Consider the following 13,921-nt stretch of genomic DNA (forward strand, 5'->3'; position numbering starts at 1 on the left):
CCATGCGGGATGAAATCTCCCGTAGGTATGCACGACATCGTGCTGCCGTTCCCTCCGACGTACTGAATGAACCGGTCGCCAAAGCAGGCCGGAGAACACTGATCCCGATCGTCGCAGCGATCGCGATCCTGCTGGGTACCACCGGGCTGGGCGTAGCGGCGCTCAACAAGCCGACCAAGCTCCCGGACCCCGTCGAGTTGTCGGCCAACGCCGACGCCTACGTCTCCAGCAAGTCGAGCACCCAGCGTCATGGCTGGTCGTCGCGGCTGGTGGCGAGGAAGAGTGAGGCATCGATCCTGCTGCGGTACACCGTGCCCCCCGTCGCCGCAGGGATCAACCGCAAGGCGACGCTGGTACTGCACCGGCTGACCCCCGGCACTCCGGGCACCATCATGGCCGCCACCGGGCCGGGTGGCTGGGCCGAGAGTGTCAGCTACGCGACCGCACCGAAGGCCGCTGGTACGCCGATCGCGACCGTGGCCGACGACGGCAAGTCGGCGGAGCTGCGGATCGACGTGTCGGCCGCGGTGACCGAGGCCGGCGTACTGAACCTGGTCCTGGCTCAGCCCGAAGGCAGCAACTACGCCGTCTTCGGTTCGCGTGAGTCCGGCCGCAGCGAGTCGAAGCTGGAGATCAGCTACCTGCGCGACAGTGACGGCCCGACGCCGTCCATGCCCACCGTCGCGCCGACGAAGCTGCCGACCAAACCGACCACTACCCCGACGGGTGTCCCGACGAAGCCGACGACCGCGCCGACGCAGCCGACCACGGCTCCGACGAAGCCCACCACGGCGCCGACGTCCACGCCGACCTCCACCCCCACCGCCGGTCCGGGCTGTTCGGTCTCCGCCCTGCTGGTGCCGTCCTGCGGCGCCTGGTTCGGGGCCGCCGCGAACCCGCTGGGCAGCGAGTCGTGGGATGCCGCCCTGCCGGCGTTCGAGTCCACGATCGGCCGCACGGTCGACATCGCGCACTACTACAACTCCAGCCCGAAGGTGTTCCCGAGCGCGGACATGATCAAGCGCGCCCGTGAACCCGGCAAGAAGCGGATCCTGCTGCTGAACTGGAAGCCGGAGATGGGCCGTACCTGGGCCCAGGTGGCGGCCGGTGACCCGGCAGTGGACGCGGCGATCGATGCCGAGGCCAAGTACCTGAAGACGACCTTCCCGGAGAAGTTCTTCCTCGGGATCCACCACGAGCCGGAGGACGAGGTCAGGCCGGCCGCCGGGTCGGGGATGACGGCCAAGGACTATCGGGCGATGTACCGGCACGTGGCTCTGCGGCTGAAGGCCAACGGCGTCACCAACGCGGTCTTCGTGATGAACTACATGGGTACGCCGCACTGGGGCTCGCAGTCCTGGTTCGCCGATCTCTACCCCGGTGACGACGTCGTCGACTGGATCGCGGAGGACCCGTACATCTTCGGGAACTCCAAGGACTGGTGGACCGACTTCGCCAACGCGGTCAACCGCAAGGACACCTACACCTACCCGAACTGGCCGGGCTTCTACACCTGGGCGACGACGAAGCACCCGGGTAAGCCGATCATGCTGGGCGAGTGGGGCGTCAACGAGCAGCTCACCTTCGGCAAGACGAAGGCGGACATCCTGAACACGGTCGACGAGGGACTGGCGAAGCTGCCGGCGCTCAAGGCGCTCGTGTACTGGAACGAGACGAAGTTCGACCCGGTCGGCCTGACCAGGCTGGACTCGTCGAGCGCAGCCAGGTCCACCGCCCAGCAGGTGCTGGACAACGGCCCCCTGGCCCGCCGCCTGAACTAGCCCTCGCAGGGGTGCCGGACCCTGCTCCGGCACCCCCACGAACCCCCGGGCCGAGGCCTGGGAACCGGGAGCCGGCCCAACCCCCGAGGGGCCGGCGGTCCGGGAGGTGCTAGAACCCTTCCCCCAAGGGTTCAGGCACCGTGGAGAACCGGATCCCGCGGGGCGACCCGCCCCCTCTCGCCCCGCGGGACACCGGTTACCACGTCAATCGCGCTGATTCTGCGTAGCGGGCAGTAGCATGCAGTGATGAACGAGCCGAGCAGGGGGCGAGGCTGGAACCGCTGGCTGATGACAGCCGCGGTGACCGCCGGAGCGATCGCTGTCGGTCTGGTCAGCACCGCCCTGGTGTCCGACGACGATGGCAAGTCAGAAAGTGGCGCAATCGTGCCCACCGCGACCCCGTCGGGCCCACCAGGCACCCCCGGTACGCCGGGAACCCCTGGCACACCCGGCACCCCAGGAACACCGGGAACGCCCGGAACCCCAGGCACGCCTGGTACGCCGACTCCCACGCCCGGCTGCGGCGTGACCGACCTCCTGGTCCCCAAATGCGGCGTCTGGTTCGGCGCGGCGGCGAACCCGATCGGCAACGAGACCTGGGACGAGGCACTGCCCGACTTCGAGCAGGTGATCGGTCAGCCCGTCGACATCGCGCACTACTACAACTCCAGCCCGGGCCTGTTCCCGAGCTCCAACATGATCAAGCGCGCCCGCGAACCAGGCAAGAAGCGGATGCTGCTGCTCAACTGGAAGCCCGAGATGGGCCGGACCTGGGCCGAGGTGGCGGCCGGCGACAAGGTCGTCGACGGGGCCATCGACGCCGAGGCCAGCTACCTGAAGTCGACCTTCCCGGAGAAGTTCTTCCTGGTGATCCACCACGAGCCCGAGGAGGAAGTTGTTCCGAAGGCGGGCTCCGGGATGACCGCCAAGGACTTCGCCGGCATGTACCGGCACGTGGTCGAGCGGATGCGGTCCAACGGCGTGACCAACGCGATCTACGTGATGAACTACATGGGTACGCCGCACTGGGGCTCGCAGCCCTGGTTCGAGGACCTGTACCCCGGTGACGACGTGGTCGACTGGATCGCCGAGGATCCGTACATCTTCAGCGAGAACCCGGTCTGGGGCAGTGGCATCGGCCGGGCCGTCAACCGGACCGCCGAGGACTTCCCGAAGTGGCCGGGCTTCTACACCTGGGCGACCACGAAGCATCCCGGCAAGCCGATCATGCTCGGCGAGTGGGGTGTCGACCGCAAGCTGGGCGAGACCAAGCGGAGCGCGATCTTCGGGGCCATCCCGGCCCAGCTGAAGCCGTACCCCGAGGTGAAGGCACTCGTCTACTGGAACGAGACCGAGTTCGGCACCGTCGGCGAGACCCTGCTCGCGCCGGAGGACCCCTCGGTCAAGATCCTCCGCAAGGTGCTGGACTCCCTGCCGCTGAAGCCGCCGGCCGTCCCGAAGAAGGCCAAATAGCCTTTACCACAAGCCGATCAGGCCTTCACCACAAGCCGATCAGGCCTTCACCAGAAGCCGATCGGAGTCTTTACCGCAAGGCGATCAGCAGGTGCCGGCGGCCGGCGCCGATCGCGGTCACCCAGCTCGGCGGCGGTACGCCGTTCTCGACGGTGACCGGCCCGGGCTTGCTCCGGTCGGACCGGTCGCCGGTGGCCAGCTGGCCACGCCCGTTGGCGCCCCAGGTCATGATCGTGCCGTTCGTCAGCACCGCGACGCTGTACCCCTCGCCGGCCACCACATGCTGCACGCCGACGAGTTTCGGGTCCTTGCCGCGGCCGCGGACCTGGGTCGCGAACGCCCGTGTCTTCAAGGTGCCGTCGCCGAGCTGACCGCCGTTGTTGCGGCCCCAGCCGACCACGGTGCCGTCCTTCAGCAACGCCAGCGTGTGCTTCTCCGCCGACGAGATCTCGGTCGCGCCCATCAGTGGTTTACCCGGCGCGACCAGCACCTCGCGCGGGATGTTCCGCCCGGTGGTGGTCCCGTCGCCGAGCTGGTTGACCTCGTTGCGTCCCCAGGCGACGACGCGCCCATCGCCCAGCAGGGCAACGGAATGCTGCCCACCGATGGCGATCGCCCGTACGCCGGTCAGCGGCGCTCGCCCTGCTCCGGTGATGGCCACCGGCAGCTTCGCCACGGCCGGAGCCGACGACCCGAGCTGGCCGTACGTGTTGTCTCCCCAGCCCAGCACGGTCCCCTGATCGGTCAGCGCCAGCTCACTGCCACCATCGACCGAGATCGCCCGTACGCCGGTCAGCGGGCCGGTCCCGGAAGGGTTCAGCACGACGCTGGGGGTGAGCGGATCCGGAGTGATGTCGGCATTGCCGCGCTGGCCGGAATTGTCCCGGCCCCAGACCACCACGGTGCCGTCCTTGCGCAGGGCAACGGAAGTGTTCGAGTCGGCCGCGATGTCGGTGACGCCGGTCAACTGCCCGGGTGCGCCGTCCGGCGCCCGCACATACGCGGGGGTGGCCGAGGGCCCACGACTGCCGTTGCCCAGTTGCCCGTCGTCGTTGGCCCCCCAGGCCAGCACCCGCCCGTCGTGGCCCAGGGCCAGCGAGTGCTGCTCGCCGGCCGCCAGCCGCACCACGCCGACCAGGTTCTGTCCGGCCGAGGTGACGACCGGCCCGAAGCTGGTCCGGATCCCGGTCGGCGCCGAGCGGCCCAGCTGGCTGGCGTCGGAGAACCCCGTGGACAACACCAGACCGCCCGTGTTGGACGGTCCGGTGGTCCCTGGTGCGGCCAATGGCTCCGCCTGCGCACATCCCGTCACCCCGACGACGGCAAAGGCCAGCAACGCCACCGCCGACCGCACCCCACTGGAGTGCAGCACAGTGGACAGGGTGGGGGACAGCGAGGAGGAGCTAGCGGTCATGACGTCTCTACCGGCTTCACTTCAGCGGCCGGTGTGGTGCCGGCCAGGTCTGGGGTCCGGCGTCGCCGCAGCATCGCGGTGAACGCCGTCAGCGCGAGTTGGTCGCGCAACTTGTACAACGCCCCGAGGTAAGCGACGGCCCCCACTGCCAGCACCACCACGAGCACCCCGTCAGAAGGATCTCCGGCGAGTTGGAGCAGTTGGGCAGGTACTGCGAAGCAGGCCAGCGCGAGCGCACCGACGTACACCGACAGCTTGCTGAACGGTAGCCAGTGCAGGTTGTTGATCACCTGCACCATGCCGAGCACGTTGCGGACAACAATCGCCGCGGCCCAGGCGATGGCCGCACCGATGATGCCGAGGTGCGGGATCAGCAGCAGGTTCAGGCCGAGGTTGACGCCGAGCGCGACCAGGCTGTTGACCAGGCTGAGTCCGCTCCGGCCGGCCATCAGCAGGATCAGGTCGACCGGTCCACCGGCCGCCGCGAGCAGTGCGGCGATGGCCAGTACGACGACCACGCCGTGCCCGCTGCGGTACGTCGACCCGCCGAACAGGTGCAGCAGCATCGGCGCAAGTGCCAAGCAGGCAAGGAAGAACGGCCAGGTGAGCGACATCGTCCAGGCGGTGATGGTCTGGAAGACCCGCTTGGTCGCCTTGTGGTCACCGGACGAGAGCAACGCGCTAGTGTGCGGTGCGGCCACCTGCTGGATCGCCTGCGTCCCCAGCTGCCCGATCACGAACAACCGGGTCGCGACCGTGTAGACCGCGGCCTCGGCCGGGGAACGGAACGCGGCGATCAGCACGATGTCGGCGCGCTGCAGGATGCTCTGGCTGATCCGCGAGATCACCCGCGGCCAGGTGTAGACGGCGTACTCGCGCCACAGGTCCTTGCGGCTCGACGCCGCCCGGCCGAGTCCGCGCCTGCTGATCAGCCGGTGCTCGATCCGCTCGTACCAGGTGACCGCGACGACCGCGCCCACGAAGTACGGCGCGGCCCAGGCGAAGGTGAGCCCACCGAGGCCCGAATCGGCCGCGACGGCGACCAGGATGCAACCGACCTGCAGCAAGGCCCGGCCGATCTTGTCGACCAGAACGGTCGGCCGGATCGTGGACAACCCACGGGTCGCCGACAGCGCGGTGTTCATCACGGCGGCCAGCGGGATACAGAACGCCAGTACGACGACCGCCCGCTTCGCGCTGGGATCGGCCTCGCCGAGCACCATCCGCGCGACCTGGCTCTGCAGGGCGATCAGGACGACGGCGATCAGGCTGCCGCCGGCGAACGAGACCAGGGCGGCGAACCGGACCGTGGTGCGGGCGTCGGCCAGCCGGTCCTCGACCAGGAAGTGTGGCAGGAACTTCGACAGCGAGACATCCGAGCCGAGCTCGGCGATCGCCGCCACGATCAGGAACACCGAGGTCAGCGCGAACAGCCCACCGGCCGTAGTCGCCTCGGTGGAGCGGGTGACCACCCAGGTCAGCAGCAGGGTCAGCAGCGCACCGCCGGCGGTGCCGACCAGATTGGCCGAACCGCCGCGGGCGATCTTGGTCAGGCTGGCCGGTGGTGCGTCGGTCGTCTCGGACAGCGGAACGGCCACTACATCATTCTCCGGGACTGGGCGAAGTCGGTCTCGTCACCGTTGCCGGCGTCGTCGCCGGACTCGGTGAACCACGGCGTCGGGGCCGGCGTGGCGGGGGCGTCGGCCGGCAACGGCTTCGGCCCGATCGGCGTGCCGCTGGTCAGATGACCGTTGGCGCCGTTCTTCTCCGCACCGGCGCTGTGCCCGTTCACGGACTCGGTCTTGGCCGAGCCGTTCAGCGGAGCGTCGATCTTCGGGATCTCCTCGGTCCGCGCGTCCACCGCGGCCACCGCCCGCCGGGCCTTCGGCGCGGGAACCAGGCCCTCGGCGGGCCCGGCGACCAACGGCGACTCCACCGGAGCGGTGTCCGGCATCGGCTTGGGGGCGACCGGAGCCGGGACCGAAGTCTCAGCCGTCTCGGCGTGCTTCGAGCGGTGCAGCAGGCCCTGCTTCTCCGGCGTGTCGAGCACGATGCCGGCCAGCCTGGCGCCACCCCGGGTGACCGCCTCGGCCGCGCGCTGGAGCTCGACCGTGGTGGTGTGCCCGAGGCTGACCAGGATCACCACGTCGGTGCACAGGTCGGCCAGCGTCAGGGTCTCCGGCGCCGAAGCCAGCGGCCCGGCCACCAGCAGCCAGCGGCAACCGGGGATCAGCATGTCGAGGAAGCCCCGCATCTGCGGCGAGGACAGCTTGTCCACCGAGCCCGTGTGCCGCAGGCCGGCCGCGACGAAGCGAAGGCCCGGCTGGTACTCCTTGGCCACCTCGTACGGCTGGGCGCCGTCCATCAGCACCTCGGCCAGCCCCTTGAGCTTGGTCAGCTGGGTCGCCTCGGTGAGCTCGCCGTCGGTGTCGACCAGCGTCACGCTCTGGTCGGACCGGGCCAGCGCGGCCGCCAGCACCAGGGGAGTGGTGGTGTGCGACTCGACGGCACTCGCCGGAACGAGCAGCACCGCGCCACCGTCCGGACTCGTCACGCCGAGAACACTGCGCAGCAACCGGGCTCCGTCGGGCAGCTCGGCGTTCACGTCGGACAGCAGCAGCTCCGGGCGCGTCACGGTCGTCGTGGTGACCGTGCTCAGCACCGGGTACCCCATCGCCTTGACGTCGTCCGGGGTGCGCAGCTTGCGGTCGTTCAGCGAACGCCAGATGGCGAACACCAGACCGAGCAGCAGGCCGAGTCCGGCACCGGCGACCGGCATGATCCAGCCCGGCAGACCGGCGGCACCGGTCGGCACCGTGGCCGGCGACAGCACCTGGCCAGGATCACCCTGGAACAGCCGCAGGTCGCTGATCTGGCTCTCCAGCTTGGAGGCCTCGGCGGTCGCCGCGTCCACCCGCTGCTGGGCCAGCGCCCGGGCGGGCGTCCCGGCGGCGGTCTTGGAGAGCGCGTTGACGTTGCGCTGGAGCGCCGACTGGTTCGCCTTGAGGGCGTTGGTCAGGTTGTTGATCTGGGCCTGCACCGACTGAGCAGCGCGCCGTTCGCGGGCGACCAGGTAGGCGTTGGCGAAGGCGTTCGCACCGTTGCGCGCGGCCACCGGGGTGATGTCGCTGTAGCCGATCTCGATGACCTGCGAGTTCGGCGGATTGTTCACGCTGAGCTGCTCCACCAGGGCGGCGACCGAGGCGTTGCTGCGCAGTGCGGTCTTGGCGAGCTGGGCGACCGCGTCCGAGCTGACCAGCTGGGCCTCGGTGCCGAGGTTCGCCAGGTTCTGGCCCCGATCGCCGGGGGCGTACGGGTTACCGGCGGCCGGCTGGACCAGCACGGTCGCGGTCGCCGTGTAGGTGGCCGGCTGCTGGGTCGAGGCGAGATAGCCCAGCCCGGCGCCGATCACCAGCAGCAGTGCGACGATCGGCAGCCGGCGGACCAGGCCGATCCAGCTGAACCGGCTGGCCAGCATCTGCTGGCTCGTCTCCGCCCCCGGAGCTGTCTGTGTGCTGCTCATATTCCCCGCCCTCTCGCATTCGCCCATTGCAGAACTCTGTTCGCCGGCACGACCCCAGATGCGATCGCCAGCGCGAGATATCCGCGCTTCTCACTCGGTGCCAGACGGAGAGCTCGCAGAGCCCACCGCGATGAGTCCGAGCGGCGCCGCAACGCTGCGTACGCCACCGCCTTCTGACCGTAGATCCGGGCCAGTCCCCGCGGGCTGTCCCTGATCACGGCATGCTTGGAGACCATATAGTCCAACGCTTCGATGATGACCGCCCAGCGCGCGGTATAGAAGGAGCCGGGGTGCCAGAGCACCTCGACCAGCGGCTTGCTGACCACCGCCACCTTCTCCGCGGCCAGCGCCCGGAGCATCCAGTCGTAGTCCTCGGCGTAGCCGCCGGGGAGATCCTCGTCGACCCAGCCGATCCGGTCGAACGCGGTCCGGCGTACCAGCACCGTGGACGGATGCGCCTCCATCACCCGGCGGCGGGCCAGTTCGGCCACCGTCACGTCGGCCGGGGTCGGTACCCGGACGTGCCGCTGGTCGCCGATCTCGATCTCGATCCCGCAGACCGACAGGCCCGCGCCGGTCTCGAGCAGCATCGCCACCTGGGTACTGAGCTTCTCCGGCTTCCAGGAGTCGTCGTCGTCGCAGAAGGCGAGCAGCTCACCGACCGAACCGCTGACCCCGCTGTTGCGGCCGCCGGGCAACCCCGGGGTCCGGGTGTTGGTGATCACCGTCAGCGTCCGCTCGCCCGCTTGCCCGGTCAGCGCGAGGTCCTCGGCCAGGCCGGTCTCGGGCTCGCTCTGGTCGTAGACGACCACCATCTCCACCGCGCCCGGGTAGTCCTGGGCGGCGATCGAGCCGAGTGCCTTGCGGAGCAGCTCGGGCCGGTTCCGGGTCGCGACCACGACGCTCACCGTCGGGACCGCCGTACCGTCCGGCACGGGTGAAGTACTCATCAGGTGCTCCTTCTCAGCACTGCAGGCATGAACCGGCCGCCCGGCCGGGCGAAACGGGTCAGCAGGACAACTCCTTGGACTTCCGCGCCGACCTCGCCCGCCCGGTGCACGGCGTTGATCAGCGCGCGCTGCCGGGTTTTCGGGGTGACGATCAGTACGACGTTCTTGGTCAGGGCGGCCAGCACCGAGCCGGGCTCGCTGTTGACGCCTTCCCCGGTGACCAGCACGGTGCTGGCCTGGTGTGGGTCGAGTGCGGGGATCGCGTCGGCCGGCAGGACGGACTGGTCCACGACCCGTGACTCGCGGCCGTGGGAGCGCAGCGCCGCGGACAACTGGTCCGCCGCCGACCGCTCGGCCTCGCCCGGCTGGTCGTCGGGCGGCGCCACCATCACCGTGCCGGCGCCGATCCCCAGCACGCCGATGGTGATCGGGTCCCAGGTGTGCACCCGTACGCCGGGCGGCCCGATCCAGTGCTTCGGCAGCGTCACCACGGACCGGCCCGGCACCAGCCGGGAGACGTCCGAGGCACGGCCCAGCCGGCTCGAGCGGATGTAGGCCACCAGCAGCCCCGCGAGTCCACCCAGGACGAGGCCGTCGACCGGTGGGACGAACGGGTTGATCCGCCGGGGCTGGGTGGTGCCACCGATCCGGAGCACCTGGCCCGGGTAGGCGCTGGTGGTCCGGACCTGCCGGGACTCGGTCTGGCGGGCCGCGATCTGCTGGATGATCGCCGCCCGGCTGGCCCGCTGCTCGGCGATCTTGCCGGCGCTGGCCTTGCCCTTGACCACGGTCTCGTCCAGCCGCGCGTTCAGGGTGGCGATCTGCTGACCGATCAGTTCGACCCGGTCGTCGCGGCGCTTCTCGAGGTCGGCGCGACGCAACTGCAGGTAGGTCTGGGTCATCGTGGCCGCGCCCCGCTGGGCTGCGACCTTGTCGGTGGACTGGTACGTCACCTTAAGGACCTTGGTGGTCGGTACGGCGGCCAGGTGCACGTGCGCCCGGATGTTCAGCTCACCGGTCGCCTTCCGGGTCGCGTCCAGGACCGGCTCGGAGACCAGCCGGGACGCCTCGGTGTCGATGGTGAACCACTTCGCGCCGCGCTCACCCTTGCGGGCCAGGTAGAGCGGCACGTCCGAGACCAGTACTGCCGAAGTAGAGGAGTACACCTTCGGCGTACGGATCATCCAGCCGACACCGGCGATCGCGCCGACCAGCGCGCAGACGACAACGGCCACCGACCCCCTGCGAATGGCACGCAGGTAGGCGGACAGCTCGATGGCGTCGACGCGCGCCGGACGGCCGGGCTTCATCCGCGCCAGCTCGGGGGCATGCCGAGGAGCTTGGTCAGCTCCGTGTCGGAGGTCTCGAATCCGGCCAGCAGCCGCTCGCGCAGCGCGTCCGGCATCGGCTTGCTCGGCCGTGCGTTCGCCTGCTCGACCTTCGCCGGGTTGTGCACCGGCAGGCCGAGCCACTCCTGCAGCCGGGCGAACTGCTCCACCGGCTGGTCGAAGAAACGGTTCGCGTCGATCACGAAGACCTGCTCCGGCGACAGCGCCTGCTGCAGCCGGACGATCTGCTCGGCGTACTGGCCGCGGCCGACATACGCGTGGTGGCGGTGGTGGAAGCTCTGGTACGACGGGTCGGCGTGCATCCGCTCGACCTCGCCGGCGAGCCGCTCGTCCTCCAGCGCCAGCGCGGTCTCGAAGTCCTCGGTCTCGAAGCCCCGGGCCAGCTCGTGCTTGTACGCCGAGAACGCGCGCTCGACCGGGTCGCGGACCAGCGTCACGACCTTCACGTCGGGCAGGTGCTTGGCGATCCGGTCCGCGGCGAGCGGGTGGAACATGTAGTAGCCGCTGCTGTCGAACGTCATCGGCTTGCCGACCTTGCGGGTCCGGGCGGCGGCGACCGGGGCGACCGGGAAGTGCCCGTGGTACCAGGACCAGGGGTTGTCGTAGCCGACGTCGAAGTACCCGATCCCCTTGTGGAACAGGGGCCGCACGATCGCCGGGTGCTCGACCAGCAGCCGGTAGAGGGTGGTCGTACCGCAGCGCTGGGCGCCGGCGACGATGAAGTCCGGCAGCATCCGCACACCCGCCGTGGCCCGGCCGACGGCCCTGGTGGCCCTGCGGATCGCGTCCTGCGTCCCGTCGGGCAGCACGTCCCGGGTAGAACGCAGTACTGCGGTGCGCTTGCTGCTCATTGAGGGGCCCCCTTCGGAGTCGGCGCGGACAGCCGCCGACTGTGCTTGGTCAGTGCCTCTAGGACGGTCTCGAGGGTCGGGCGGATGACTTCGCCCTGATCTCCCTGGCTACCGAGCAGATATCGCGCCGTGATGGACGCGAGGTAGAGCACGCTCACGAGCTCCTGCTCTTCCGCAGAACAAGACGGGTGATGCGTGAACGGACTGGCCAATGCAGTGTCGATCACCTCGGCCGAGAATCCATGTGCCCGCGTACTGGTGTGCAGCACGTAGTGCACCCGGTCCAGCCCAGCCGGTACGCCGGTGGCGAAGCGCTCCCAGTCCCACAGCTGCACGCGACCGCCACGGGTACTGAGGTTCCACGGAGCAAAGTCCCCATGCCATGCAGTGAGCCGAACTACATCGTCCCCGCAGCTCTCACCGACGCGCTCCAGAGCTTCCCTGTACGCCGTACGCAGCCGCTCGTCTTCTACCTGCTCCACAGTGTCGAGCAGCTCTTGCCAGTAAGGCGTTTGACCGAGTGCCGCCGTACCCTCGTCGAAGCGGTCGTACAACTCGTCCAGGGCAGCCAGCGGCGGCTGCAACAGCGGACCGCTTGAAGGACGTACTGCTGTGTCGAGTGCGGAGATCACCAGCAGCTCAAGCCCTTGCCAGTTGCCCAGGTGCAGCAGTGCGGGCAGCTCCAGCAGACGCCAGTCCTTCTTGGTCAGCTCGGCCAGGGCGCCACCTTCTTGCTGGACCAACCCAGCGGTCAGCTCGGAGTCGCCGACCTTCACATAGGCGATACAGCGGCCACGCCGGTCGAAGACCTGCAGGATCGGCTTCTGGTTGGCGCGTAAGGAGCCGACCCCGAGCCCGACCAAGACCTCGGTGCCGAGCACCTCGGACAGGTGCTGCTCGATCGACGGCTCGGCACCCGGTCGCGGCGTCATCCGGACGCGATCGGTGAGCAGGCCTTCCGCACCCGCCCGCAGGGCGAGCGAGCCGACCAGACGGATCGCCCTTTCCTTGCTGGACAGGGCAGTACTGAACCGGCGCAAGCCACTCGCGGCGGCCGAAGGCTTGCCGGCCGGCACGAGCAGTCGCGGAGAAGCCTGCGACGGAACGAAGATCAGCTCGCGGGCAGACTTGTCCCGACGCCGGTTCTGCACCAGCGCGACGTCGTGTCCCGGCCAGAGGCGTTCGACGGTGCTGAGCAAACGCTCGACGCTCATCGGGCCACCAGATCCTCAGCGGGGCGCGGGGCGAGCTGGCGCTCGCGTTCGGCGCGCCACATCAGCGCGAGCGCGATCATCAAGGTGAACAGTGGTGAGCCCAAGGTGTCGTAGACGAAGATCTCGATCAGGAAGAAGATGATCAGGGCCACCCCGATCATCGCCACCGGATCCCGGCTGCGCACGTGTCGCGCGAACCGGATCAGGAAGAAGGTCAGGAAGACTATCGTGCCGAGCAGCCCCTGGGCGAAGATCAGCAGCCAGACGTGTCCCTGGGTGCCGAACGGCGGCACCGCGCAGGCCGGGCAGCCGAGGGTGGCGCCACCGGCGATCGAGCCGAAACTACCTTCCACGTCACGGGTGTTGCCGAAACCGATCAGCGGCGAGCCCTTGATCGTCGACTCGATCGTCTTGATCGCGAGTTCGCCGCGACGCTCGTTGCTGTGCTGGTGGGCGAACCGTTCGCTGACCATCGTCGGCAGCGGCGACAGCAGGGCACCGATCACCATCAGCACGCCGACCGGGGCCAGCCAGGCGACGGCGTTGAAGCCGCGCAGCCGGATCACCTGCACCACGGCGTACAGCATGCCGATCACCAGGACGCCCCACAGGCCGCGGTTCAGCGAGTAGACGACCGGGATGGCGGCGACGATCAGCACCGGCACAGCGGCGAGCTTGCGCCAGCCGGCGTCGCGGCCGAACCAGGAGTAGAGGAAGAACGGCAGATAGAAGGAGAGGTTCGATCCCCACGAGTTCGCGTAGGAGAAGGGGGCCCGCGGCCGTGGCTGGGCGAATCCGAGCACGCTCTGGATGTCGGCGGTGGCCGGGTGGATCAGTGCGTGCACGAAGCGGTTGCTCGCTGTCGAGTGCGGCAGCACCAGCTCCAGGAACGACTTGAACTCCAGGTGCGGTACGACCACGCCGAGCAGTCCGCCGAACGCGGTGATCACGAACATGTAGGCCAGCAGCCGGACCACCTTGGCGGTCGGCAGCTCGGCCTGACTGGCGTTCCCGACGTACAGCAGGACGATCGTGACCACGACGTACCAGATCACCCGGAACGTGTACGTGAGCAGCGTGCTGCCCAGCGGACTCAGGTTGCTGAACGGCGCGTCGGTGGTGAGCATCGTGCCGCTGACCAGAACGACGGCCAGGAAGCCGAGCCACCAGCCGAAGCCGCGTGGCGCGATGATCGTGCGCCGGCTGATCAGCGACCAGGCCATCGGGATCGCGGCCAGGAAGAAGGCGAACTCGGTCAGCCCGAGCACCCACCACAGCGGGAAGCCCAGGAAGAGCACGGACAGCGGCCAGCCGGTGGCCCAGCGCCGGCGCCTGCGTGGCCCGGCGACCGCGGGCATGCCCGGCC

At 69.4% G+C, this 13,921-nt stretch carries 10 protein-coding genes; 2 read left to right on the forward strand and 8 right to left on the reverse strand.

Annotated elements, in window-relative coordinates:
- The first annotated feature begins 2 nt into the window (after positions 1 to 2).
- Both ABZ004_RS36820 and ABZ004_RS36825 read left to right on the forward strand, forming a co-directional pair.
- On the forward strand, positions 3 to 1,781 hold the full coding sequence (locus ABZ004_RS36820; protein ID WP_355686380.1) for a hypothetical protein: 1,779 nt from the start codon (positions 3 to 5) through the stop codon (positions 1,779 to 1,781).
- Between the two features lie 246 nt (positions 1,782 to 2,027).
- The gene (locus ABZ004_RS36825; RefSeq protein WP_355686382.1) at positions 2,028 to 3,254 is read left to right on the forward strand and encodes a hypothetical protein; all 1,227 of its coding nucleotides are present in this window, start codon (positions 2,028 to 2,030) and stop codon (positions 3,252 to 3,254) included.
- Between the two features lie 70 nt (positions 3,255 to 3,324).
- Here the strand turns inward: ABZ004_RS36825 and ABZ004_RS36830 are convergent, their stop codons facing one another.
- The 8 genes from ABZ004_RS36830 to ABZ004_RS36865 all read right to left on the reverse strand — a co-directional run.
- Positions 3,325 to 4,668: a hypothetical protein gene (locus ABZ004_RS36830; protein ID WP_355686384.1), complete on the reverse strand. Its 1,344-nt coding sequence runs from the start codon at positions 4,666 to 4,668 to the stop codon at positions 3,325 to 3,327.
- Positions 4,665 to 6,266, reverse strand: coding sequence for a lipopolysaccharide biosynthesis protein (locus ABZ004_RS36835; RefSeq protein WP_355686386.1), 1,602 nt, complete (start codon positions 6,264 to 6,266; stop codon positions 4,665 to 4,667). Before ABZ004_RS36835 ends, ABZ004_RS36830 begins: the two co-directional genes overlap by 4 nt.
- A complete protein-coding gene (locus ABZ004_RS36840) occupies positions 6,266 to 8,191 on the reverse strand; it encodes a hypothetical protein (protein ID WP_355686387.1) in 1,926 nt (641 codons plus the stop codon). The genes ABZ004_RS36835 and ABZ004_RS36840 overlap by 1 nt, the downstream gene beginning before the upstream one ends.
- The gene (locus ABZ004_RS36845; protein WP_355686388.1) at positions 8,188 to 9,141 is read right to left on the reverse strand and encodes a glycosyltransferase family A protein; all 954 of its coding nucleotides are present in this window, start codon (positions 9,139 to 9,141) and stop codon (positions 8,188 to 8,190) included. Before ABZ004_RS36845 ends, ABZ004_RS36840 begins: the two co-directional genes overlap by 4 nt.
- Complete coding sequence (locus tag ABZ004_RS36850) at positions 9,141 to 10,451, reverse strand: hypothetical protein (RefSeq protein WP_355686390.1); 1,311 nt, start codon at positions 10,449 to 10,451, stop codon at positions 9,141 to 9,143. The genes ABZ004_RS36845 and ABZ004_RS36850 overlap by 1 nt, the downstream gene beginning before the upstream one ends.
- Positions 10,448 to 11,341, reverse strand: a complete 894-nt coding sequence (locus ABZ004_RS36855) for a sulfotransferase (RefSeq protein WP_355686391.1) — start codon at positions 11,339 to 11,341, stop codon at positions 10,448 to 10,450. The genes ABZ004_RS36850 and ABZ004_RS36855 overlap by 4 nt, the downstream gene beginning before the upstream one ends.
- On the reverse strand, positions 11,338 to 12,555 hold the full coding sequence (locus ABZ004_RS36860; RefSeq protein WP_355686393.1) for a hypothetical protein: 1,218 nt from the start codon (positions 12,553 to 12,555) through the stop codon (positions 11,338 to 11,340). Before ABZ004_RS36860 ends, ABZ004_RS36855 begins: the two co-directional genes overlap by 4 nt.
- Positions 12,552 to 13,921, reverse strand: a 1,370-nt coding sequence (locus ABZ004_RS36865; protein WP_355686394.1) for a hypothetical protein, incomplete at its 5' end; no start/stop codon positions are given. The genes ABZ004_RS36860 and ABZ004_RS36865, both read right to left, overlap by 4 nt.

Source organism: Kribbella sp. NPDC006257 (genome assembly GCF_040613535.1).
Lineage (GTDB): Bacteria > Actinomycetota > Actinomycetes > Propionibacteriales > Kribbellaceae > Kribbella.